Consider the following 23,628-nt stretch of genomic DNA (forward strand, 5'->3'; position numbering starts at 1 on the left):
GGACGGCCACCCGGACGGGTGGCCGGCCCTCCTTCCTTACGCCCGACCGCCCATCTGTGCCTCGCCGCTCAGGTGGGCCGCTATGGCGTTGGCCCCGAGCCCGTGGATCACGGTCTTGTGCTCGCCGGGCACCCAGACGATCTCCGGCTCGGAGGCCAGCGCCGGCCGCCACTGGGCGAGCACCGCGTCGTTCAACGCCTTCGGGTCGCCCTCGGGCAGGTACAGGACGACCCTGCCGCCATAGGGTTCTCCGCCGCGCATGACGGTGTCGGAGTAATGGCGGGCCGCGTGATGGTTGATGACGCCGATCCGGCCGGTGCGCAGCACCTGCGGGTCGCCCACCCGGAGACCCTCGTGCCCGCGGTCGTCGACGTCCCACACGTCGAGCAGCCGCTTCCGGTAGGCCGGTTCGAGCGGGGTCCCGTCGCGCAGAGCCCGGTCGATGCGGTCGAGCAGCCTCCGGGTCGGACGGTCGATCGGGCGCCTGCGCGGACGGCCGGGGTCGTTGTTGGGCGGCCCCGCCATGAAGACCCCGGCGACCTCCAGGCCCGCCTCCCCGGCCTGGCGCGCCATCTCCACCGCGACGTAACAGCCCATCGACCAGCCCGCGAAGAAGTAGGGCCCCGCCGGCTGCGCGGCGCGCACGTCGGCGAGGTAGACGGCGGCCATCTCCTCGACGGTCTCCAGCGGCGTCCGGTCGTCCACCAGGCCCCGCGCCTGGAGGCCGAGGACGCGGCGGTCGAGGGCCCGGGCGAGTTCGGTGAACTCGGTGACACCGCCCAGGCCCGTGTGGACGACGAACAGCGCGGGCGGCGGCCCGTCCCCGAGTTCCACGACGCACGAGGCCCCGGCAGGGTCGCGGCGGCGCAGCCGCGCGGCGATTCCGGCGACCGTGGGGTGGTCGAAGAACTCGTCGACGCCCACCTCGGCGCCGAGAGCCCGGAGCCCGGCCACCGCCTGGGCGACGAGCAGCGAATGGCCGCCCAGGTCGAAGAAGCCGTCGTGGATCCCGACCCGGTCCAGTCCCAGGATCTCCGCCCACAGCCCGGCGACCATCTCCTCCTCGGGGGTACGGGGCTCGACGGCATCGCCCGCCACCGGGTTCTGCACGCCCTCGGGCGAGGGAAGGGCCGCACGGTCCACCTTGCCGTTGGCGGTCAGCGGCAGCGCGTCCACCTCGGCCAGCAACGACGGAACGAGGTGGTCCGGCAGCACGGAGGCGAGCGCGTCCCGGTCGGCCTTTCCGACGACGTAGCCGACGAGGCGGTCGTCCCGGACCACGACGGCCGCCGCCTCGACGGCGGGCTGGGCGCGGAGCGCCGCCTCGACCTCGCCCGGCTCGACGCGGAATCCGCGCACCTTCACCTGCTCGTCGAGCCGTCCGAGGAACTCCAGGCGGCCGTCCGCGCGCCACCGGGCGCGGTCCCCGGTCCGGTAGAGCCGCGTGCCGTCACCGGCGAACGGGTCGGCGACGAACCGTTCGGCGGTGAGGTCGGCGCGGCCGCCGTACCCGCGGGCGACGCCGGCGCCGGCGACGAGGAGTTCTCCGGCGACCCCGACCGGCACGGGGTGCATGAACCGGTCGACCACGTACAGCCGCGTGTTGGCGATGGGCCGCCCGATCGGCACGCCCGGCCCCAGGTCGTCGCCGGCCCGGATCTCCTCCACGCAGCATCCGACGACGGTCTCGGTCGGCCCGTACTCGTTCACCACCACCGCGTCCTTCGCGCGCTCCAGCCAGCCGGTGACGGTGGCCGCCGGGAGCGCCTCGCCGCCGACGACCAGCATGCGCGCCGCACCGGCCACGGCCTCGTCGTGGAGGAGGTCGTCCAGCAGGCCCAGATGGCCGGGGGTCAGCTTCATCAGCGCGAAGCCGCCGCCGTCCGCGCGCAGCAGGGCGGCGAGGTCGTCGGTCATCGTCACCGGCGCTCCGGCGGCGAGCGGCACGAACAGGCTCGTGACGGTGAGGTCGAACGCGGCCGACGAGTGCACCGGGGCGCCCCGCCCGCCGGGCTCGACCCCGTAGGCGTCGCGCGCCCAGGCGAGATAGTTGACCAGGCCGCGATGCGTCACCTGGACGCCCTTCGGAAGGCCCGTGGAACCGGACGTGTAGATGACGTAGGCGAGCTGGTCGGGCGAGGTCTCCACGGCCGGGGCCTCCGGCGGCGCGGCGTCGAGGAAGGCCCGCGTGACCGGGTCGTCCAGGTTCACCACGCCGACCCGGCCGACGGGCAGGTCGTCCAGCGTCGCCGAGACCCCGATGACGGCCCGGGCCCGGCTGTCGGCGAGCAGGTGGCCGAGCCGCTGGGCCGGGTGGTCGGGGTCGAGCGGCAGGTACGCGCCGCCCGCCTTCCACACCGCCAGCAGCGCCGCCACGAGGTCCGGACCGCGCGGCAGGCAGACGCCCACCACGGTCTCGGGGCCGACGCCCAGCCGCCGCAGATGATGCGCGAGCCGGGCGGCCCGCGCCTCCAGCTCCGCGAAGGTGAGGGCCGTCCCGCCCTGCACGACGCACGCGGCGTCCGGCCTTCCGGCGATCAGCTCATGCGCGCCGCCCACGGCGGGCACGGGGCTCGCGGTGTCGTTGAACCCGGTCAGCAGCCGGTGCCGTTCGGCGGCGCCGAGCGGGGACAGCTCCGACAGGCGCCGGTCCGGGTCCGCGGCGACGGCGGCCAGCAGGCCGGTCAGGTGGCGGGCCATCCGCGCGGCGGTGCCCTCGTCGAAGAGGTCGGCGCTGAACTCCAGCGCTCCGTCGAACCGGTCACCGTCGTCGGCCACGATCAGCCGCAGGTCGAACTTGGCCCGCACCACCGGCGGCTCCATCGGTGCGGCGCCGAGCCCGGCGGGCCCGTCGCCGCCGCCCGCGTCCGGCCGCCCGGCGTCATAGTCGAACAGCACCTGGAAGAGCGGATGCCGCGAACGGTTCCGCTCCGGCCGCAGGGCCTCGACGAGCTGCTCGAACGGCAGGTCCTGGTGCGCGTAGGCCTCCAGCGCGGTCCGGCGCACCCGCCCCACCACCTCGGCGAACGTCGGGTCGCCCGACAGGTCGGCGCGCAGCGCCAGCGTGTTGAGGAAGAAGCCGATCAGGTCCTCGGTCTCGGCCCGGCCCCGGTTGGCGACGGGCGTGCCGACCACGACGTCGTCCTGGTCCGCGTACCGCGCGAGCAGGACGGCGAACGCCGACAGCAGGGTCATGAACATGGTCGCGCCCGAGTCCCCGGCCAGCGCGCGCAGGCCGGCCGCGACCCCGTTCCCGACCTCGAACTCCACGACCCCGCCCGCGGCCGAGCGGACCGCGGGGCGCGGCCGGTCGGTCGGCAGCTCCAGTACCGGCGCCCCGGCGAGCCGGTCGCGCCAGTACGCGAGCTGCCCGTCCAGCACTTCTCCCCGGAGCCGCTCGCGTTGCCAGACGGCGTAGTCGGCGTACTGCACGGGCAACGGCGGCAGGTCCGCGGTCCGGCCGAGCCTGATCGCCTCGTAGGCCGTCCAGAGTTCGCGTTGCAGCACTCCGGCCGACCATTCGTCGAACACCGCGTGGTGCACGACCATGCTCAGCACGTGGTCGTCCGCGCCGAGCCGCAGCAGCCGCGCCCGGAACAGGGGTCCGGCGGCGAGGTCGATCGGGGACAGCACGTCGCCGGCCACCAAGTCGCCGGCCCGTTCCGGCTCGGCGTCCGCGACCGGCAGGTCGATCTCGGCCGGCGGGTCGATCACCTGGTGGGGCGTGCCGTCGTCGGCGGCGACGAGCCGGGTGCGCAGCGCCTCGTGCCGCCCCGTCACGACCCCGAGCGCACCGCGCAGGGCCCGCACGTCGAGGTCGCCCCGCAGGCGCACGACGATCGGGATGTTGTATTCGGAAGTGCCGGGTTCGAGCCGGTCCAGGAACCACAACCGCTGCTGCCCGAACGACAGCGGCAGCGGCCCTTCCCGTTCCACCGGCGCGAGCGACGGCGCGGTCCCGTCCCCCGGCTCCGCGCCCGCCCCGCTCCGGGCCGCGTCCACGGCGCCGGCCAGCCCGGCCACCGACGGATGGTCGAACAGCGCGGCCAGCGGCATCTCGACGCCGAACGCGGCGCGCACCCGGGCCATGATCCGGATGGCGAGGAGGGAGTGCCCGCCGAGCGAGAAGAAGTCCGTCGTCGCGCCCACCCGCTCCAGGCCGAGCACCTCGGCCCAGACGCCGGCGATGATCTCCTCGGTCGGCGTGCGCGGCTCGGTGAACCGCGCGCGCGGCGACGGCGCGGGCAGCGCCGACCGGTCGATCTTCCCGTTGGGGGTGAGCGGCAGCCCGTCCAGCTCCACGAAGTCCGCCGGGACCAGCTGCCGGGGCAGGACGGTCCGGAGGAACGCACGGAGCTCGGCGGCGGGCGGCGCACCCGCGGCCCCGTCGGCCGGCACGACGTACGCGACGAGCCGCCGCCCCGTCCCGTCCGTTCCGTCTCCGCCGTCCGGCGACGGGGCACCCGGCACCGGCACCCGGCCGAGGATCTCCAGGCGCCTGTCCCGGCGCCACCGGGCCCGTTCGCCGGTGCGGTACAGACGCGACCCGTCCGCCGCGAACGGGTCGGGAACCAGCAGCCCGGCCACCGCACCCGGATGGTCGTGCTCCCACTGGGCGGCGTCCGCGCCGCGGACGAACAGCTCGCCCGTCACGCCCGCCGGGACGGGGTTCAGGCAGGCGTCCAAGACCAGCTCGCGGGCTCCCTCCACCGGTACCGCACCCGTCAGCGCGACGGCCGCGGGGCGCGTGCCGGGGTCGTCCGCCACGGCCGCCAGCAGCAGCAGGAAGTGGTCGATCAGCCGGCGGACCGTCGCCTCGTCGAACAGCTCGGTGCTGTACTCGACCGATCCGCCCAGCCGCCCGCCGCCGTCCTCGCCCAGCGCCATCTCGAGGTCGAACTTGGCGGTGGAGTGGGGCAGATCGAGATCCCAGACGTCCAGCCCGCCCAGGTCCTGTCCGGCGTCCCTGTCATCACCACTCCCCTGGCTGTAGTCGAACATCACCTGGAAGAGCGGGTGGCGGGACCGGTGCCGCTCCGGCTGCAGCGCGTCGACGAGCTGCTCGAACGGCAGGTCCTGGTGGGCGTAGGCGCCGAGCGCGGCGGTGCGGGTCCGGCCGACCAGCTCGGTGAACGTGGGGTCGCCGCTCAGGTCGGCGCGCAGGACGAGCGTGTTGACGAAGAACCCGGCGAGGCCCTCCGTCTCCGCCCTGCTCCGCCCTGCGATCGGCGTGCCGACGGCCAGGTCGTCCTGGCCCGCGTACCGGCCGAGCAGAGCACCGAACGCGGCGAGCAGCGTCATGGACATCGTCGAGCCCGTCCGCCGGGCCACCTCCCGCAGGCCCTCGGCCGTCGCCCCGGGGATCTCGAAGCCGACGACCGCGCCCGCCCCGGTGCGGACCACCGGGCGGGGCCGATCGGTCGGAAGGTCCAGCACCGGCACCCCCGCCAGGCGTCCCCGCCAGTAGGCGAGCTGCCCGTCCAGCACCTCGCCGTGAAGCCGGTCGCGCTGCCACACCGCGAAGTCGGCGTACTGCACCGGCAGGGGCGGCAACGGCGACGGTTCGCCGCGCCGGAACGCGCCGTACAGCTCCCACAGCTCGCGGCGCAGCACGCCCGCCGACCACTCGTCCGACACCACGTGGTGCAGGCACAGGCTCAGGACGTGATCGTCGGGGCCGAGCCGCAGCACGCGCCCGCGCACCAGCGGCCCGGCCGCCAGGTCGAACGGCGCGTCGGCGTCGGCGGCCAGCAGTTCCCCGGCCAGGATCTCCGGATCACCGCCCCTTGCCGTGAGATCGACCAGCTCCAGACCGGCGCCGGCCTCCGAGGGCGGGTCCACGACCTGCCAGGGGACGCCGTCCTCCTCGACCAGCCGGGTGCGCAGCACCTCGTGCCGCTCCACGAGGGCGCCGAACGCGGCGCGCAGGGCATCGACGTCCAGGGAGCCGGCCAACCGCAGCGCGACCGGGATGTTGTACTCCGGCGAGCCGGGGTCGAGCCGGTCCAGGAACCACAGCCGCTGCTGCCCGAAGGACGGCGGCAGCGGCGCCTCCCGGCCGACCGGTTCGATGGGCGGCACCGCGAGCCGGGGCGCGGACGAGGCGAGGGCGGCGGCGAGCCGGCGCACGGTCGGGTGCTCGAACAGCAGGGACAGCGGCACCTCGACGCCCGCCGCGGCCCGGATCCGGGACACCACCTGGGTGGCCAGCAGCGAGTGGCCGCCCAGCTCGAAGAAGTCGTCGCCGGTGCCGACGCGGTCCAGGCCCAGCACGTCGGACCAGAGCGCGGCCAGGAGCTCCTCCATCGGAGTGGCCGGGGCGCTGAACTCCCCGGCCAGGTCCGGGCGGGCGCCGTCGGGCTCGGGCAGCGACCTGCGGTCGATCTTGCCGTTCGGCAGCATCGGCAGCGCGGTCAGCTCGACGAACACGGCGGGGACCAGGTGCTCGGGCAGGGTTGCGCGCAGCGCGGCGCGCAGCTCCTCGGGAGCGGGCACGCCGCCCGCCGGGTCGGCGGGCACCACGTAGGCCACCAGCCGCCTGCCGTCCGCCTCGCCGTGCGCGGCGACGACCGCGAGCGCGATCCGCGGATGCGCGCGCAACGCCGCCTCGACCTCGCCGGGCTCGATCCGGAAGCCGCGCACCTTGAGCTGGTGGTCGACGCGGCCCAGGAAGTCCAACCGCCCGTCCGGCCGCCACCGTGCGCGGTCTCCGCTGCGGTACAGCCGCGAGCCGTCCGCCGCGAACGGGTCGGGCACGAACGCCGCCGCCGTCAGGTCCGGCCGGCCGCCGTACCCGCGGGCCACCCCGGCGCCGCCGATGTAGAGCTCGCCCGGGGTGCCGACCGGCGCGGGGGCCAGGTGCCGGTCCAGCACGTACAGGCGCGCGTTGGGCAGGGGGCGCCCGATCGGCACGCCGGCCACCGTCCCGCCGAGCGCGGTGGCCGCGACGCCGACGGTGGTCTCGGTCGGCCCGTAGTGGTTGATCACCGTCCGGTCGCCGGCCGCCTCGACCAGCTCGCGCAGCCACTCCTCGGGCGCAGCCTCACCGCCGAGCATCAGCAGCGTCCCGGGGAGGACGCCCGGGAGACCGTCCTCGGAGCCGTTGGCGAGCGCCGCCAGGTGCGAGGGCACGATCTTGAGGTAGTCGATCGCGTGCTCGCGCAGGTAGGCGCGGACGGCGGCGGGCTCGACCGCCTGCCCGGCGTCCAGGACGTGCAGGGTGCCGCCCAGCGTCAGGCAGCAGAGGACGGTCGTGTTCCCGAAGTCCGTCGCGGCCGACTGCAGCAGCGCGTAGGCGCGTCCGGGGCCTTCCAGGCCCGTCCGCGAGGCCACGCCGTGGACGTACGCGGCCAGGCCGCCGTGGGTGACCAGCACGCCCTTCGGCCGTCCGGTGGAGCCCGAGGTGTACATGACGTAGGCGAGACCGCGCGGGTCCACGGCGACGCCGGGCGGGCCGGCCGGCGCGAGGCCGATGAGGGCGGCGGTCGCCGGGTCGTCCAGCTCCACCGTGCGCGCCCGTCCCACGGGCAGGTCGCCGAGGCCGTCGGCGGTGCCGACGACGACCGCGGCGCGGCTGTCGGACAGGGCATGGGCGAGCCGCTCGGCGGGGAGGTCCCGGTCGAGCTGCAGGTGGGCGCCGCCGGCCTTCCATACCGCCAGCACGGCGACGACCAGGCCGGCGCCGGGCGGCAGGCAGAGGCCGACGACCGTCTCGCGCCCCACGCCGACACTCCGCAGATGGTGGGCGAGCCTGTTGGCCCGCGTCTCCAACTCGCCGTAGGAGACCGTCTCGCCGCCGCTCACCACGGCGATCGCGGCCGGGGCACGCGCGGCGACGGCCGACACCAGCTCGTGCACGGCGCCCGCGGGCACCGGCCGGGCGGTGTCGTTCCACTCGGTGACGACGCGCCGCCGTTCCCGCCCGTCGAGCGCCGGAAGCTCCGACAGCGGCCGGTGCGGGTCCTCGGCGACGGCGCCGAGGAGCACCTTGAGCTGGCGGACGAGCCGTTCGGCGATGGACCGGTCGAACAGGTCGGTGCTGAACTCCACCGCACCGACCAGGCCGTCCTCCTCGGCCAGGATCAGCCGGAGGTCGAACTTGGCGAACGTGGCGCCGGGCGGGCCGAGCGGTGCCGTGTCCAGCTCGCTCTCCCGTCCCGAGCCCGCGCCCGCGGCGGCCGCCTCGTAGTTGAAGAGCACCTGGAAGAGCGGATGCCGCGAACGGTCCCGCTCCGGCCGCAGCGCTTCGACCAGTCGCTCGAACGGCACGTCCTGGTGGGCGTAGGCGCCCAGCGCCGTGCGCCGAACCCGCCCCACGAGCTCGGCGAACGTGGGGTCGCCGGACAGGTCGCCGCGCATCACGAGCGTGTTGACGAAGCAGCCGATGAGCCCCTCGGTCTCGGCGCGGTTGCGGCCCGCGATCGGGGTGCCGACCACGATGTCGTCCTGGCCCGAGAAGCGGCCGAGCACGGTCTGGTACGCCGCCAGGAGCACCATGAACATCGTCGCTCCGGCGTCCTGGGCCATGGCGCGCAGCCGCTCGGCCACCGGCTCGGGCACGGCGAACCTGACCACGTCCCCGGCGGCCGAGCGCACGGCGGGACGGGGGCGGTCGGTCGGGAGCTCGAGCACGGCCGCGTCCGCGAGCCGGTCCCGCCAGTAGTCAAGCTGCCCCTCCAGGACGTCACCGCGCAGCCATTCGCGCTGCCAGACGGCGAAGTCCGCGTACTGCACCGGCAACGGAGGCAGCGGGGACGGCTCACGGCGGCGATACGCCTCGTACAGTACGGCCAGTTCGCGGTGCAGGATCTCGGCCGACCACTCGTCGGCCACCACGTGGTGCAGGCAGATCACCAGCGCGTGGTCGCCGGGGCCGAGCCGGAGCAGGCGCCCGCGGAACAGGGGCCCCGCCGCCATGTCGAACGGGGTGGTGGCGTCAGCCGCGGCCAGCGCCTCGGCGGCACGGAGCGGGTCCTGCTCCGCGGTCAGGTCGGCCGCCTCCAGGCCGAACCCGCCCGGCGCGGCCACCACCTGGCGCGGGACGCCGTCCGCACCGGCGACCAGCCGGGTCCGCAGCACCTCGTGCCGCTCGACGACGGTGTCCAGCGCGGCGCTCAGGGCGGGGGCGTCGAGGGGGCCGGTCAGCCGGAGCGCGATCGGGATGTTGTACTCCGGCGATCCCGGTTCGAGCTGGTCCAGGAACCACAGCCGCTGCTGCCCGAACGACAGCGGCGGCGGGTCGTCCGCGCGCTCCCGGGGCAGCACCGGCGGCGCGGCGACGGCGCGGACCGCGGAGTCGACCGCCTCGGCCAGGCCGGCCAGGGCCGGATGCTCGAAGACCGCGGCGAGCGGCAGCTCGATGCCGAACGTCGTCCGGCACCGGGAGGCGACGCGGGTCGCCAGCAGGGAATGCCCGCCCAGCTTGAAGAAGTCGTCGGCCGCGCCGACGCGCGGCACGCCCAGCACCTCGGCCCAGATGCCCGCCAGCAGCTCCTCGGTCCGGGTGCGGGGCGGGACGTGGGAGGCGCCCGTGTCGCGGTGGACGCCCATCGGGTCGGGCAGCGCCGTCCGGTCGACCTTCCCGCTCGGGGCCAGCGGCAGTCCGGCGAGCTCGGCGAACACGGCCGGGACGAGGTGGCCGGGGAGCCGCGGCGCCAGGAACTCCCTCAGCTCGTCCGCCCCCGGCGAGTCCGGGCCCGCCGGGACGAGGAAGGCGGCGAGGCGCCTGTCGCCGCCCTCGCCGAAGGCCGTGACCGCCGCCGCCGCGACGCCGGGGTGGGCCCGCAGCGCCGCCTCGACCTCGCCCGGCTCGACCCGGAACCCGCGCACCTTGACCTGGTCGTCGTCGCGTCCGACGAACTCCAGCTGGCCGTCCGCCCGCCACCGCACCCGGTCGCCCGTGCGGTACATGCGCGAGCCGCGGCCCGCGAACGGGTCGGCGACGAACCGCTCGGCGGTGAGATCCGGGCGGCCCGCGTAGCCGCGGGCGAGGCCGGCGCCCGCGACGAGCAGGTCGCCGACGACCCCGATGGGCACCGGGTTCAGCGCGCGGTCGAGCACGTACAGCCGGGTATTGTCGACCGGCCGCCCGATCGGGAGGTGGCCCTGCGCCCGGACCGGGCGGTGGCACCAGAACGAGGCGACGTCGATCGACGCCTCGGTCGGGCCGTAGATGTTCTCGACGACGACCATCCGGTGGGCGATGTGCAGGAGCGCCACGTCGTCGGCGGGCAGGGCCTCGCCGCCGCTGATCACCAGGCGCAGCGCGGTGGCCGAGATGAACGCCGGGTGCCGCACCAGGTGGTGCAGCAGTGCCGGGACGACCTCCAGGACGCCGATGCCCTCCGCCCGGACGGTCTCGGCCAGGTGGTCGACGTCCGCCAGGTTCCCGGCCGCCACGACGACCTGGGCGCCCGCCGCCAGCGGCCAGAAGATCTCGCCGCTCGCGACGTCGGCCCCGAGTGGCGTGCGCTGCAGCACGCGGTCGCCGGGCCGCAGGCCGAAGGCGCGCTGCCGCCAGGCGATCACGTTGGCCAGCCCGCGGTGGGTGAGCCAGACCCCCTTCGGGCGGCCGGTCGATCCGGACGTGTAGACGACGTACGCGAGCCGGTCCGGGTGGGTGCGGTCCGGGGGCGGCCCGGCCTGGCGCGCCGCCATCGCGGCGGCCGTGGCCGGTCCGTCGAGTGCGACGACGCGGCACGGCACCGACGGCGTGGCCGACCGCAGCCGCTCCAGGCCCGCCCGGTGACCGACCAGGAGCGCGGCGCGGCTGTCGGTGAGCATGAACGCGAGCCGTTCCGGCGGCTGGTCCGGGTCGAGGGGCAGGTACGCGCCGCCCGCCTTCCACACCGCCAGCAGTGCCACCACCATGTCGGGCCCGCGCTCCGGGCAGACGCCGACCACCACGTCCGGGCCGACCCCGAGCGCCCGCAGATGGTGCGCCAGCCGGTCGGCCCGCCGGTCGAGGTCGCCGTAGCTCAGCGACCGGTCGCCGAACACGACCGCCGGGTCCCCGGGCCGTTCGGCGGCCCGCGCCGCCACGAGCTCGTGGACGCCGGACGCGGGCAGCGGCCGGCCGGTGCCGTTCCAGGTCTCCATGACCAGCCGCCGTTCGCCGGGGGGCAGCGACGGCAACCGGGACAGCCGGCGGCCGGGATCGGCGGCGACGGCCGTGAGCAGCGCCGTCAGATGCTCGGCGAACCGCCGGATCGTCGCCGGGGCGAAGAGATCGGTGCGGTACTCGATCGACCCGCGCAACCCGCCGTCCGGGTCCCCCTCCGAGAGGGCGAGGGCGAGTTCGAACTTGGCCTGCCCGCCCGCGACCTCCAGCTCACCGACCCGCAGCTCGCCCGCCTCGCCGGTGCCCTCCCGGGCGGCGGCGACGGCGTAGTCGAAGAAGACCTGGAACAGCGGCGTGCGCGACCGGTCCCGGCGCGGCCGCAGGGCCTCGACCAGCTGCTCGAACGGCACGTCCTGGTGGGCCTGGGCGTCCAGCGCGGTGCGGCGGACCCGGCCGACCAGCTCGCGGAACTCCGGGTCGTCCGACAGGTCGGTGCGCAGGACCAGGGTGTTGACGAAGAACCCGACCAGGCCCTCGGTCTCCGCGAGGGGCCGGCCGGCGGCGGGCGCGCCGACGACGACGTCGTCCTGGCCCGCGAACCGGCCGAGGACCACGGCGAACGCGGCGAGCGTCGTCATGAACATGGAGGCGCCCGCGGCCTTCGCGACGTCCCGCAGACCGGCGGCCACCGGCGCGGGGACCTCGAACTCGGCCAGCGCGCCCGCGGTGGAGGCGACGGCCGGACGCGGGCGGTCGGTGGGCAGCTCCAGGACGGGCGCGCCGGACAGCCGGCCGCGCCAGTACGCGAGCTGGTCCTCCAGGACGCCGTCGCGGAGCCGTTCGCGCTGCCAGAGCGCGTAGTCCGCGAACTGCACGGGCAAGGGGGGCAGCGGCGACGGCTCGCCGCGCGTGCAGGCCTCGTACAGCAGCCGCAGCTCGCGCAGCAGGATCCCGGCGGACCACTCGTCCGAGACGACGTGGTGCAGGACGAGGCAGAGGACGTTGTCGGCCTCGCCGAGGCGCAGCAGCCTGCCGCGGAACGGCGCGGCGGCGGCGAGGTCGAACGGGGTGCCCGCGTCCGCCTCGGCGAGCTCGCGGGCGCGTTCGAGCGGGTCGCTCTCGGCGCCGAGGTCCAGCACGTCGAGCGCGAAGCCGCCGGGCGGGTCGATCACCTGCCGGGCGGCGCCGTCGGCGTCCTCGACCAGCCGGGTCCGCAGCGGCTCGTGCCGTTCCACCAGCGCGCCGAGCGCGGCCCGCAACGCGCCGGTGTCCAGCGGGCCGGTGAACCGCAGGGTCAGGGGGACGTTGTACTCGGCCGAGCCGGGGTCGAGCCTCTGCAGGAACCACAGGCGCTGCTGCCCGAACGACAGCGGGAGCGGCTCGTCGCGGCCCGCCGGCACGAGCGGCGGCAGCGCGGGCCGGGGCGGGGCGGCGTCCAGGACGGCGGCGAGCGCGGCGACGGTGGGATGGTCGAAGACCAGGCCGATCGGCACCTCGGCGCCGAACACGGCCCTGATGCGGGAGGCGACCTGGATCGCCAGCAATGAATGGCCGCCCAGCTCGAAGAACCCCTCGTCGACGCCGACCCGGTCCAGCCCGAGCACCTCGGCCCAGATCGCCGCCAGCGCCTCCTCGGCGGGGGTGCGCGGCGCCGCGGGCTCCCCGGCCCGCTCCCGTGCGGCGGCGGGCGACGGCAGCGCGGCGCGGTCGGCCTTGCCGCCGGGGGTCAGCGGCAGTTCCGCGAGCTCGACGTAGGTGGCCGGGATCATGTAGTCGGGCAGCGACCGCGCCAGCGCCGACCGCAGCGCGCCCGTCCCGGGCAGGCCCTCGCCGGGGTCGGCGGGCACCGCGTAGGCGACGAGCCGCCGGTCGGCGGCCTCCCCGGCGGCGGTCACCGCGGCGGCCGCCACCTCGGGCAGCGCGGTCAGCGCGGCCTCGATCTCGCCGGGCTCGATCCGGAAACCGCGCACCTTCAGCTGGTCGTCCGTGCGGCCCAGGTACTCCAGGTCCCCGTCGGCGTTCCATCGGGCCCGGTCGCCGGTCCGGTAGACCCGCGATCCGTCGGCGGCGAACGGATCGGGCACGAACCGTTCGGCGGTGAGGCCGGGGCGGCCGCCGTACCCGCGGGCGACGCCGGCGCCGCCGACGAGCAGCTCGCCGGGCACGCCGTCCGGCACCGGGTTCAGGAACCGGTCCACGACGTAGAGCCGGGTGTTGGCGACCGGGCGGCCGATCGGCACCGCGGCGCCGACCTCGTCGCCCGCGCGGATCTCGGCCGCGCAGCATCCGACGACCGTCTCGGTCGGGCCGTACTCGTTCACCACCACCGTGCCGGGTGCGCGCTCCAGCCAGGCCGCGACGGTCCCGCCGGGCAGCGCCTCGCCCCCGACGACCAGCCGCGCCGCGGCCCCGGCCGCCCGTTCCGCGTCGAGTTGCTCGCCGAGCAGCGCCAGGTGCCCGGGGGTCAGCTTCACCAGGCCGAACCCGCCGTCGGCGCGCAGCAGCCCGGCCAGCCCGCCGGGCCCGCCGTGTTCGGCCGGGACCACCACGCCGCCGCCCGCGACGAGCGGACCGAGCACGCTGGTCACCGACAGGTCGAAGGCCAGCGACGAGTGCCACGGCACCCGTGTCCCCGCGCCGAGCCCGTACGCGTGCACGGCCCAGCACAGGTAGTTGAGCAGGCCGCCGTGCGGCACCTGGACGGCCTTCGGCCGGCCGGTCGAGCCGGACGTGTAGATCACGTACGCGAGCTGCCCGCGGTGGGTCGTCAGCGCGGGAGGGGTGCCGGGCCGGCGGCCGATCGCCGGGTCGCCGACCGCGATCGGCAGGGCGCGCCCGGCGGGGAGGTCCTCCAGCGTCGCGGTGTCGCCGAGCAGCAGCTGGACGCGGCTGTCGGCCAGCATGTACCGGAGCCGTTCGACGGGCAGCCCGGGGTCCAGCGGAAGGTAGGCGGCGCCCGCCTTCCACACGGCCAGGAGCGCGACCACCAGGTCCGCGCCGGGCCGCAGGCCGAGCCCGATCACGGTCTCGGGCCCGGCGCCCGCCGCGCGCAGGTGATGGGCGAGGCGGTTGGCGCGCGCGTCCAGGTCGGCGTAGGTCAGGACGGCGCCGCCCGCCTCCACGGCGACGGCGTCCGGGCGGTCCGCGGCGTGCCGGGCGATCAGCTCGTGCACGCCCCCGGCCGAGGGCAGCTCGCGCGCGGTGCCGTTCCGGTCCACGGTGAGGCGGCGGCGTTCGGCGGCGTCCGGCCGGAGCAGCTCGGACAGGTGGCGCGCGGGTTCGCGGGCGGCCGCGTCCAGCAGCGCGGTGAACCGGTCGGCCATCCGCCGGACGGTCGGCTCGTCGAACAGGGCCGTGCCGAACTCCAGTACTCCGGTCAGGTCCGCCGCGTTCTCCTCCACGACCAGGCGCAGGTCGAACTTGGCGGCCACCGGCGGCAGTCCGAGATCGGCCCCCGCCAGATCCGCGCCCGCCTCCGGGCCCGTGCCGCCCGCGGCGAAGTCGAAGACGACCTGGAACAGCGGATGCCTGGACCGGTCGCGGGGCACCGCCAGGGCGTCCACGAGCTGCTCGAACGGCAGGTCCTGGTGGGCGTACGCGCCGACGGCGTCCGCCTTGACGCGGCCGAGCAGCTCGGCGAAGGTCGGGTCGCCGGTCAGGTCGGTCCGCAGGACGAGCGTGTTGAGGAACAGGCCGATCAGGCCCTCGGTCTCGGCCCGGTCGCGGTTGGCGACCGGTGTGCCCACCAGGACGTCGTCCTGGCCGGCGTGGCTCCCGAGCAGCGCGGCGAACGCGCCGAGGAGCGCCATGAACAGGGTCGCGCCGGACTCGCGGGCCAGCGCGCGCAGCCCGTCGGCCGTCTCCGCCGGGACCCGGAACCCGACGGTGGCGCCGTCCGGCTGGTGCACGGCCGGGCGCGGGCGGTCGGTCGGCAGGTCGAGGGGCGCGGCGTCCGCGAGCCGGTCCTGCCAGTAGGCGAGCTGCTCGTCGAGCACGTCGCCGCGCAGCCGGTCCCGCTGCCATACGGCGAAGTCGGCGTACTGCACGGGCAACGGCGGCAGTGGCGACGGCTCGCCGCGGCGGAACGCCCCGTACAGCACGGAGAGCTCTCGCCGGAGGACGTCCGCCGACCATTCGTCGCACGCGACGTGATGCAGCACAAGGCTCAGCACGTGCTCGCCGTCGGCGATCCGGATCAGCCGGGCGCGCAGCGGCGGGCTCGCGGCGAGGTCGAACGGCGTCCGCGCGTCCTCGGCGAGCAGCGCTTCGGCGGCCTCCCAGGGGTCGGGCTCCCCGCCGAGGTCGGTGCGGGCGACGTGCGCGCCGTCCGCCGGGACGATCACCTGGTGCGGCGTGCCGTCGTCGCCCGCGACCAGCCTGGTGCGCAGCACCTCGTGCCGGGCCACGAGCGCGTCCAACGCTCCGGTCAGCGCGCCGGTGTCCAGGCCGGCGCCGAACCGGATCGCGATCGGCACGTTGTACTCGGTGCTCTCCGGGTCGAGCCGCTGCAGGAACCACAGCCGCTGCTGGGCGAACGACAACGGCAGCGGCCCGCGCCGGTCCATCGGCACGAGCGGCGCCGCCGGGCCCTCGTCGTCGCCGTCCGCCATCCGGGCCAGATCGGCCACGGTGGTGCGCTCGAAGAGCGACGCCAGCGGCACCTCGACGCCGAAGACGCTCCGGATCCGCGAGACCAGCCGGGTCGCCAGCAGGGAGTGGCCGCCCAGCTCGAAGAAGCCGTGCGTCACGCCGACGCGGTCGAGGCCGAGCAGTTCCGCCCAGATTCCGGCGAGGATCTCCTCGGTCGGGGTGCGGGGCGCGACGTGTTCCCCGGCGGTGGCCGGACGGCCGGCGGCGGAGTCCACCGCGGGCAGCGCGGCGCGGTCGATCTTGCCACTGGGGGTGAGGGGCAGCGCGGTCAGCTCGACGATGACCGACGGGATCAGATGCTCGGGGAGGGAACGGCCGAGCAGGTCACGCAGCTCGCCGAGGTCCGGGAGCCCCTCCCCCGGGTCCGCGGGCACCGCATAGGCCACCAGGTGCCGGCCGTCCCCTTCACCGCGGGCGACCACCACGGCCGCCGCCACGGCGGGATGCGCCCGGAGCGCGGCCTCGATCTCACCCGGCTCGACGCGGAAGCCGCGCACCTTGACCTGCTCGTCCACCCGGCCCAGGAACTCCAGCCGCCCGTCCCGGCGCCACCGCACCCGGTCGCCGGTCCGGTAGAGGCGCGTCCCGTCCGCGGTGAACGGGTCGCACACGAACCGTTCGGCGGTCAGGGCCGGGCGGTGGGCGTAGCCGCGCGCCACGCCCGGCCCGCCCACGTACAGCTCGCCCGGCACGCCGGGCGGCACCGGCCGCAGCGCGCGGTCCAGCACGTACACCCGCATGCCGCCGATGGGGGCGCCGATCGGCGGCGGTCCCGCAGCATCGGGTTCGCAGCGGGCCATGGACGCGCAGACGGTGGTCTCGGTCGGGCCGTAGGCGTTGAAGAGCCGGCGGCCGGGCGCCCAGCGGGCGGCGGCGTCCGCGCTCAACTCCTCGCCCGCGGTGACGAGCGTCGTCAGGCCGCCGAGGCCGCCGGGATCGAGCGCGCCGAGCAGCGACGGCGGGACCGTCGCCGCCGTCACCCCGCGCCGCTGGATCAGCGCGGTCAGCAGCGCGGGATCGGCACGTTCGGCGGAGGTCGCCACGACCAGTGCCGCTCCGGCCGTCCAGGCCATCAGGACTTCCCAGACCGCGGCGTCGAAGCTGAACGGGGCGAACTGCAGCAGCGCGTCACCGGGCCCCGCGCCGAAGGCCTCCCGCTGGGCGGCGGCGAGGTTGATCGCGCCCCGGTGGGTGACCTGGACGCCCTTCGGGCGCCCGGTCGAGCCCGAGGTGTAGATCAGGTAGGCGAGCCGGTCCGGATGCGCGGGCACGGCGAACGGTCCGGCGGGCACGGCGTCGATCAGCGCCGTCGTGACCGGGTCGTCCAGCGCCACCGTGCGGGCCCGGCCCACGGGCAGGTCGTCGATGAGCGCCGCGTGCCCGACCAGCACCGAGGCCCGGCCGTCGGTCACCATGAAGCCGAGCCGGTCAGCCGGGTAGCCGGGGTCGAGCGGCAGGTACGCGCCGCCCGCCTTGAGCACGGCGAGCAGGGAGACGACCATGTCGATGCCGCGCGGCAGGCACAGTCCCACGACGACCTCGGGCCCGACGCCGACGTCGTGCAGGTGCCGCGCCAGGCGGCCGGCGCGCTCCTCCAGTTCGGCGTAGGTGAGCGACTCCTCTCCGCAGATCACCGCGGTCTCGGCGGGATGCAGCCGGGCCTGCTCGGTCACCAGTTCGTGCACGCCGCCCACCTCGGGCGACGGAAGCGCGGTCGCGTTCCAGTCGTGGACGATCGTGCGTCGCTCGCCGGCGGCGAGCAGCGGCAGTTCCGACAGCCGCCGGTCGGGTGCCGCCGCCACCGCCGTCAGAACGGCGGCCAGGTGGCGTGCCATCGCGCGCGCGGTGGGCTCGTCGAACAGGTCGGTCGCGTACTCGATCTCACCGCCGAGCAGGTCGCCGTCGCCGCCGAGCGTCACGGTCAGGTCGAACTGGGCGACCGACCGGTCCACGGGGCCCGGGTCGATCGCGAGCCCGTCCGGCCGCGGCGCGGGCGCGTCCCGCCAGTCGACGCCGAACATGACCTGGAAGAGCGGGTGGCGGGATCGGTCGCGGTCGGGTTGGAGGGCGTCGACGAGCTGCTCGAACGGGAGGTCCTGGTGGACGTAGGCCTCCAGCGCGCCTCGGCGCACCCGGTCCAGCAGTTCACCGAACGTGGGGTCGCCCGACAGGTCGGTCCGCATCACCAGCGTGTTGACGAAGAACCCGATCAGGCCCTCGGTCTCGGCCCGGTTGCGGCCCGCGATCGGCGTACCGACCACGACGTCGTCCTGATCGGCGTACCGGCCGAGAAGCACCGTGAACGCGGCCAGCAACGTCATGAACATCGTCGCGCCGCGGTCGCGGGTGAGCTCCAGCAGGCCCTCGGCGACCTCGGCGGGCAGGTCGAAGTCGACCACCGCGCCCCGGGACGACCGGACCGCCGGGCGCGGCCGGTCGGTGGGCAGTTCCAGCATCGGCAGCCCGGCGAGCCGATCCCGCCAGTACCCAAGCTGGCCTTCCAGCACCTCGCCACGCAACCACTCGCGCTGCCACACCGCGAAATCGGCGTACTGCACCGGCAACGGCGCCAACGGAGACGCCTCACCACGGGAAAACGCCTCGTACAGAGCCGAGAGCTCGTCCCGCAACACACCCGCCGACCACTCATCCGACACCACATGATGCACACACAGACCCAACACATGATCATCAGGAGCCAGCACGAACAGCCGAGCCCGCAGCAACGGCCCCACCGACAGGTCGAACGGCGCCTCGGCGTCCGCGGTGACCAGGTCGTAGGCGACCGTCTCCGGGTCCGCCTCACCCGTGAGGTCGACCAGAGGCAGATCCACCGCGTCCGGCGGGTCGATCACCTGGTGGGGCACACCGTCGTCGTCGGTGACCAGGCGCGTCCGCAGCACCTCGTGGCGTTCGACCAGTTCGTCGAGCGCCGTGCGGAGGGCCCTGACGTCCAGCGTTCCGGTGAGCCGCAAGGCCAGCGGGGCGTTGTACTCCGCTGAGCCGGGTTCGAGCCGGTCCAGGAACCACAACCGCTGCTGCGCGAACGACAACGGCAACCGCCGATCGTGCCGGTCCACGGGCACGATCGGCGGCGCGGACCCGCCCGGCGACGCCCCGGCCACCACGGCCGCGAGCCCGGCCACCGTCGGATGGTCGAACAACTCCGACAACGGCACCTCGACGCCCAGCACGCCCCGGATTCGAGAAATCACCTGCGTGGCCAGCAGCGAGTGCCCACCCAGCTCGAAGAAGTTGTCATCGACCCCGACACGCTCCAGGCCCAAGACCTGAGCCCACAGTCCCGCCAGCACTTCCTCGACGGGCGTGCGCGCCACCCGCGAACCGGCCACCTCGCCACGTGCCGAATCCGGATCGGGCAGCGCCTTCCGGTCGACCTTCCCGTTCGCCGTGCGCGGCAGCGACGCCAACTCCACGAACACCGCCGGGACCAGGGGATCGGGCAAGGTCCGCGCCAACTGCGCGCGCAGCTCACCCGCCCCGGGGACGCCCTCGCCCTCGTCGGCCGGGACCAGGTAGGCGACGAGGCGACGCTCCGCGCCCTCGCCATCGGCGACCACGACCGCGGCCGCGACTCCCGGAAGGGCGGTCAGTGCCGCCTCCACCTCGCCGGGCTCGACCCGGAAGCCGCGCACCTTCACCTGGTCATCGACACGACCCAAGAACTCCAACTGCCCGTCCGCCCGCCACCGCACCCGATCCCCACTGCGATACATCCGCGAACCGTCACCAACGAAACGATCAGGCACGAACCGATCCGCCGTCAGGTCCGGACGACCGCGATAACCACGCGCCACCCCCACACCGGCGATATGAAGCTCACCCACCACCCCCACCGGCACCGGATTCAGGAACCGATCCAGCACGTACAAACGCGCATGCGGCAACGGACACCCGATCGGCACACCACCACCCGGCTCCAACCGAGCCGTAGCCACACCAACCGTCGTCTCCGTCGGCCCATAGTGATTGACCACCGCACACTCAGCGGCCTCCAGCGCCTCGTCCACCAGACCCGCCGGGGCCGCTTCCCCACCCAGGACGAGCACGCGTGCGGGCAACAGCTCCGACAGCTCCCCGCCGGCCGCGAGAGCGGCCAGATGCGACGGCACGATCTTCAGGAAGTCGATCGGGTGTGCCAGCAGGTAGGCGCGCAGGGCCGCGGGGTCGGCCGCCACTTCGGCGTCGATCAGGTGCAGGGTCCCGCCCGAGCGCAGCGCACCGAACAGCACCGTGTTGCCGAAGTCCGTCGCCGCCGACTGGACCATCGCGTACGAGCCGGGGCCGAGGCCGACGCGATCGATCACGCCGTCCAGATAGGCCGCGAGGCCGCCGTGCGTCACCTGGACGCCCTTGGGCCGCCCCGTCGAGCCCGAGGTGTAGATGACGTACGCCAGGCGGCCGGGATCGAGCGGCTCGGGCGCGGGCGGCCGGGCCGCAGCCGACAGCGCGACGGTGGCGGGATCGTCCAGCGTCACCAGCCGGACCCGGCCCACCGGCAGGTCGCCGACCGAGTCGACCGTGCCCACCACCACCGACGCCCCGCTGTCGGCCAGCATGAACGCCAGCCGTTCCACCGGAAGCCCGGGATCCAACGGCAGGTAGGCGCCGCCGGCCTGCCAGACCGCCAGCAGCGTCACCACCACGTCCACGCCCCGGGGAAGGCACACACCCACGACGGTCTCCGCGCCCACGCCGAGGTCGCGCAGGTGCCCCGCGAGCCGTCCCGAGCGTTCGCGCAGTTCCCCGTACGAGAGCGTCGTGTCGGCCGCCACCACGGCGGCGACCTCGGACGGCGCGGCGGCCAGCGCGTGCGGGTCCACCGCGCGGGGGACGGCACCGCCGGTGCCCGCCCACTCCCCCAGCGTCCGCGCACGGTCGGCACCGTCCAGCAGCGACACCTCCGACAGCGGCAGCGCCGGGTCGGCGGCCAGCAGCTCCAGCACCGTCACCAGGCAACGGGCGAACCGTTCCACGGTCGCCCGGTCGAACAGCTGGGTGCTGTACTCGATGGAGCCGGTGAGGTCCTGGTCCCGTTCGACGAGGAAGAGCGTCAGGTCGAACTTCGCGCTGATCCCGACCGCCGGGCCGTCCGCCCCTGCCTGGAGCCCGCCCTCGTCCGCGCCCGGCGCGGCATCGATCTGGTCGTAGTTGAAGAGCACCTGGAACAGCGGCGTGCGGGACCGGTCGCGGTCGGCGGCGAGCGCGTCGACGAGCTGCTCGAACGGCACGTGCTGGTGGGCGAACGCGTCCAGCGAGGTCGTCCGGGCGCGCGCCACCACGTCGGCCAGCGCCGGGTCGCCCGCCAGATCCAGCCGCAGCACGAGGGTGTTGACGAAGCACCCGATCAGGCCTTCGAGCTCGGCGCGGTCGCGGTTGGCGACCGGGGTCCCCACGACGACGTCGTCCTGCCCGGCGAACTTCCCGAGCACGACCGCGAACGCCGACAGCAGCGTCATGAACATGGTGGCGCCGGAGGAGCGGCCGAACGCGCGCAGCCGCGACACGGCCTCCGCGGAGACCTCGAACTCGACCGCGTCGCCGTCGGACGAGCGGACGGCCGGGCGGGGCCGGTCGGTGGGCAGTTCCAGCGGCTGGGCCCCCACGAGGGTGCGCCGCCAATGGCCCAGCTCGGCGTCGAGCACGGCGCCGCGCAGCCACTCCCGCTGCCACACCGCGAAGTCGGCGTACTGCAGCGGGAGCGGCGGCAGCGGTGACGGCTCGCCACGGGAGAACGCCTCGTACAGGACGGTCAGCTCGTGCCGCAGCACCTGGATCGACCAGTCGTCCGACACCGCGTGGTGCATGCAGAGGCTGAGCACGTGGTCGTCCGGGCCGACCTTGATCAGGCGGGCGCGCAGCAGCGGGCCCTCGGCGAGGTCGAACGGGGTCACCTCGTCGGCGTCGACGAGTTCCCGCGTCGCGGCGACCGCGTCCGGCCGCCCGCTCAGGTCCCGGAACTCCAGTACCGGGCGGCGGCCGGGCGGCTCGACGTGCTGGTGGGGCACGCCGTCCGCGCCGGTGACCAGGGTCGTCCGCAGCACGTCGTGCCGTGCCGTGATCGCTTCCAGGGCGGCGGTGAGGGCGGGCACGTCCAGCGGTCCGTGCAGCGGCAGGACGAGCGGCATGACGTACTCGGCCGACCCCGGTTCGAGCCGGTCCAGGAACCACAGGCGCTGCTGCGCGAACGACAGCGGCGGCGGCCCGGCGCGCTCCGCCCGCTCGATCGGCGGCGGCCCCGCGCGCCCCTTCAGCAGCCCGATGATCTCCTCGCGGAGGTCGGCGACGTCCCGCTTGTGGCCGTCGGTGAGGGCGTCGACCGGGGCGACGACCCGGAGCCGGCCGTCGTTCAGGTACAGCCGTACACCGCGGCCTTCCAGGTCGCTGATCAGGTCTTCGGCGGAGATGGTCACCGGGTCGCTCCGTCCTCGTCGGTCCCCGCGGGCAGGTCGAGCAGGTCCAGTGCGCGCGTCGCCTCTTCGTCCGACATCCGCTCGATCTCCTCCAGCAGCCGTTCCTCGACGGCCTCGCCGAGCGCGGCGACGGTGGGCCGGTCGAACAGGGCGACCAGGCCGAGCCGCACCCCGAAGGCGGAGTGCAACCGGGCGAGGACCCGGGTGGCGAGCAGCGAATGGCCGCCCAGGTCGAAGAAGTCGTCGTGCACGCCGACGCGTTCCACGCCGAGCACCCGGGCCCAGATCGCGGCGACGGCCTCCTCGGTGGGAGTGCGCGGCGCGGCGAACCCGGTGCCGAGGTCGGGCCGTGTTCCGTCCGGCGCGGGCAACGCGGCCCGGTCGACCTTGCCGTTGGGCGTGACGGGCAGCGCGGCCAGGTCGACGAAGGCGCCCGGGATCATGTGGTCCGGGAGCGTCCGCCGCAGGAACGCCCGCAGCTCCGACGCCGGTGGCGGGGGCGCGGCATCGCCGGGTACCACGTAGCCGACCAGCCGGACGTCACCGTTCCGGCCCCGGGCGGCGACCGCGGCCGCGGCGACGGCCGGGTGGGCGGTGAGGGCCGCCTCGACCTCGCCGGGCTCGATCCGGAAGCCGCGCACCTTGACCTGGTGGTCGACCCGGCCGAGGAACTCCAGCTCGCCGTCCGGGAGCCAGCGCACCCGGTCGCCGCTGCGGTACAGCCGCCCGCCGTCCCCGCGGAACGGATCGGGCAGGAACCGCGCGGCGGTCAGATCCGGCCGCCCGGCGTAACCGCGCGCGAGGCCGGCCCCGGCGATGAACAGCTCGCCAGGGACGCCGACCGGCACCGGGGCCATGTGCCGGTCCAGGACGTAGACGCGGGTGCCGGCCAGGGGGCCGCCGATCGGGGTGGCACCGTCCGCGCCGACGTCGAGTGCGGCGAGGTCGCTGGACGTGGAGTCGACCGTGGCCTCGGTGATCCCGAAGGCGGTCCGCAGTGTGACGGCCGGTCCGAACGCCTTCCGCGCCCGTGCGGCCGAGGAGCGGCGCCAGGTGTCGGTGGTCACGAGCAGCAGCCGCAGGGACGGCAGGGACCGGCCGGTGCGCTCGACGTGCTCGACCAGCTCGTCCACGAACCGGGGGGCCGACTCGAAGGCGTTCACCTCGTGCGCGGCCACCGCGTCGGCCAGGTCGGCCACCGAGGCCTGCAGGCGGGACGCCGCGAGCACCAGGGTCCCGCCGCTGCCGAGCGCCCGCACCAGATCGCCGGTGAAGACGTCGAAGCTGGCGCTGGCCATCGACAGCCACCGATGGCGCGTGCCCTCGGGCAGGAACGCGGCGGACCAGGCGCCGTGAACGGCGAGCAGGGCGGCGTGGTCGATCAGCACGCCCTTCGGCGACCCGGTCGAACCCGAGGTGTAGATGACCGCGGCGAGCTGGCCCGGCGCGCACGGCGCGGCGGCCGGGCCGCGCGCGGCGGGGCCG

At 75.5% G+C, this 23,628-nt stretch carries 2 protein-coding genes; both read right to left on the minus strand.

The annotated features are described in order from the left end of the window. Nucleotides 1-36 precede the first annotated feature (36 nt). The gene (locus ABD296_RS35090; protein ID WP_344277449.1) at nucleotides 37-22,143 is read right to left on the minus strand and encodes a non-ribosomal peptide synthase/polyketide synthase; all 22,107 of its coding nucleotides are present in this window, start codon (nucleotides 22,141-22,143) and stop codon (nucleotides 37-39) included. Next, nucleotides 22,140-23,628: AMP-binding protein (locus ABD296_RS35095; protein ID WP_344277452.1), on the minus strand; the 1,489-nt coding region annotated here is incomplete at its 5' end. The genes ABD296_RS35090 and ABD296_RS35095, both read right to left, overlap by 4 nt.

The organism is Actinomadura napierensis (genome assembly GCF_039529375.1).
In the GTDB taxonomy this organism is placed as follows: domain Bacteria; phylum Actinomycetota; class Actinomycetes; order Streptosporangiales; family Streptosporangiaceae; genus Spirillospora; species Spirillospora napierensis.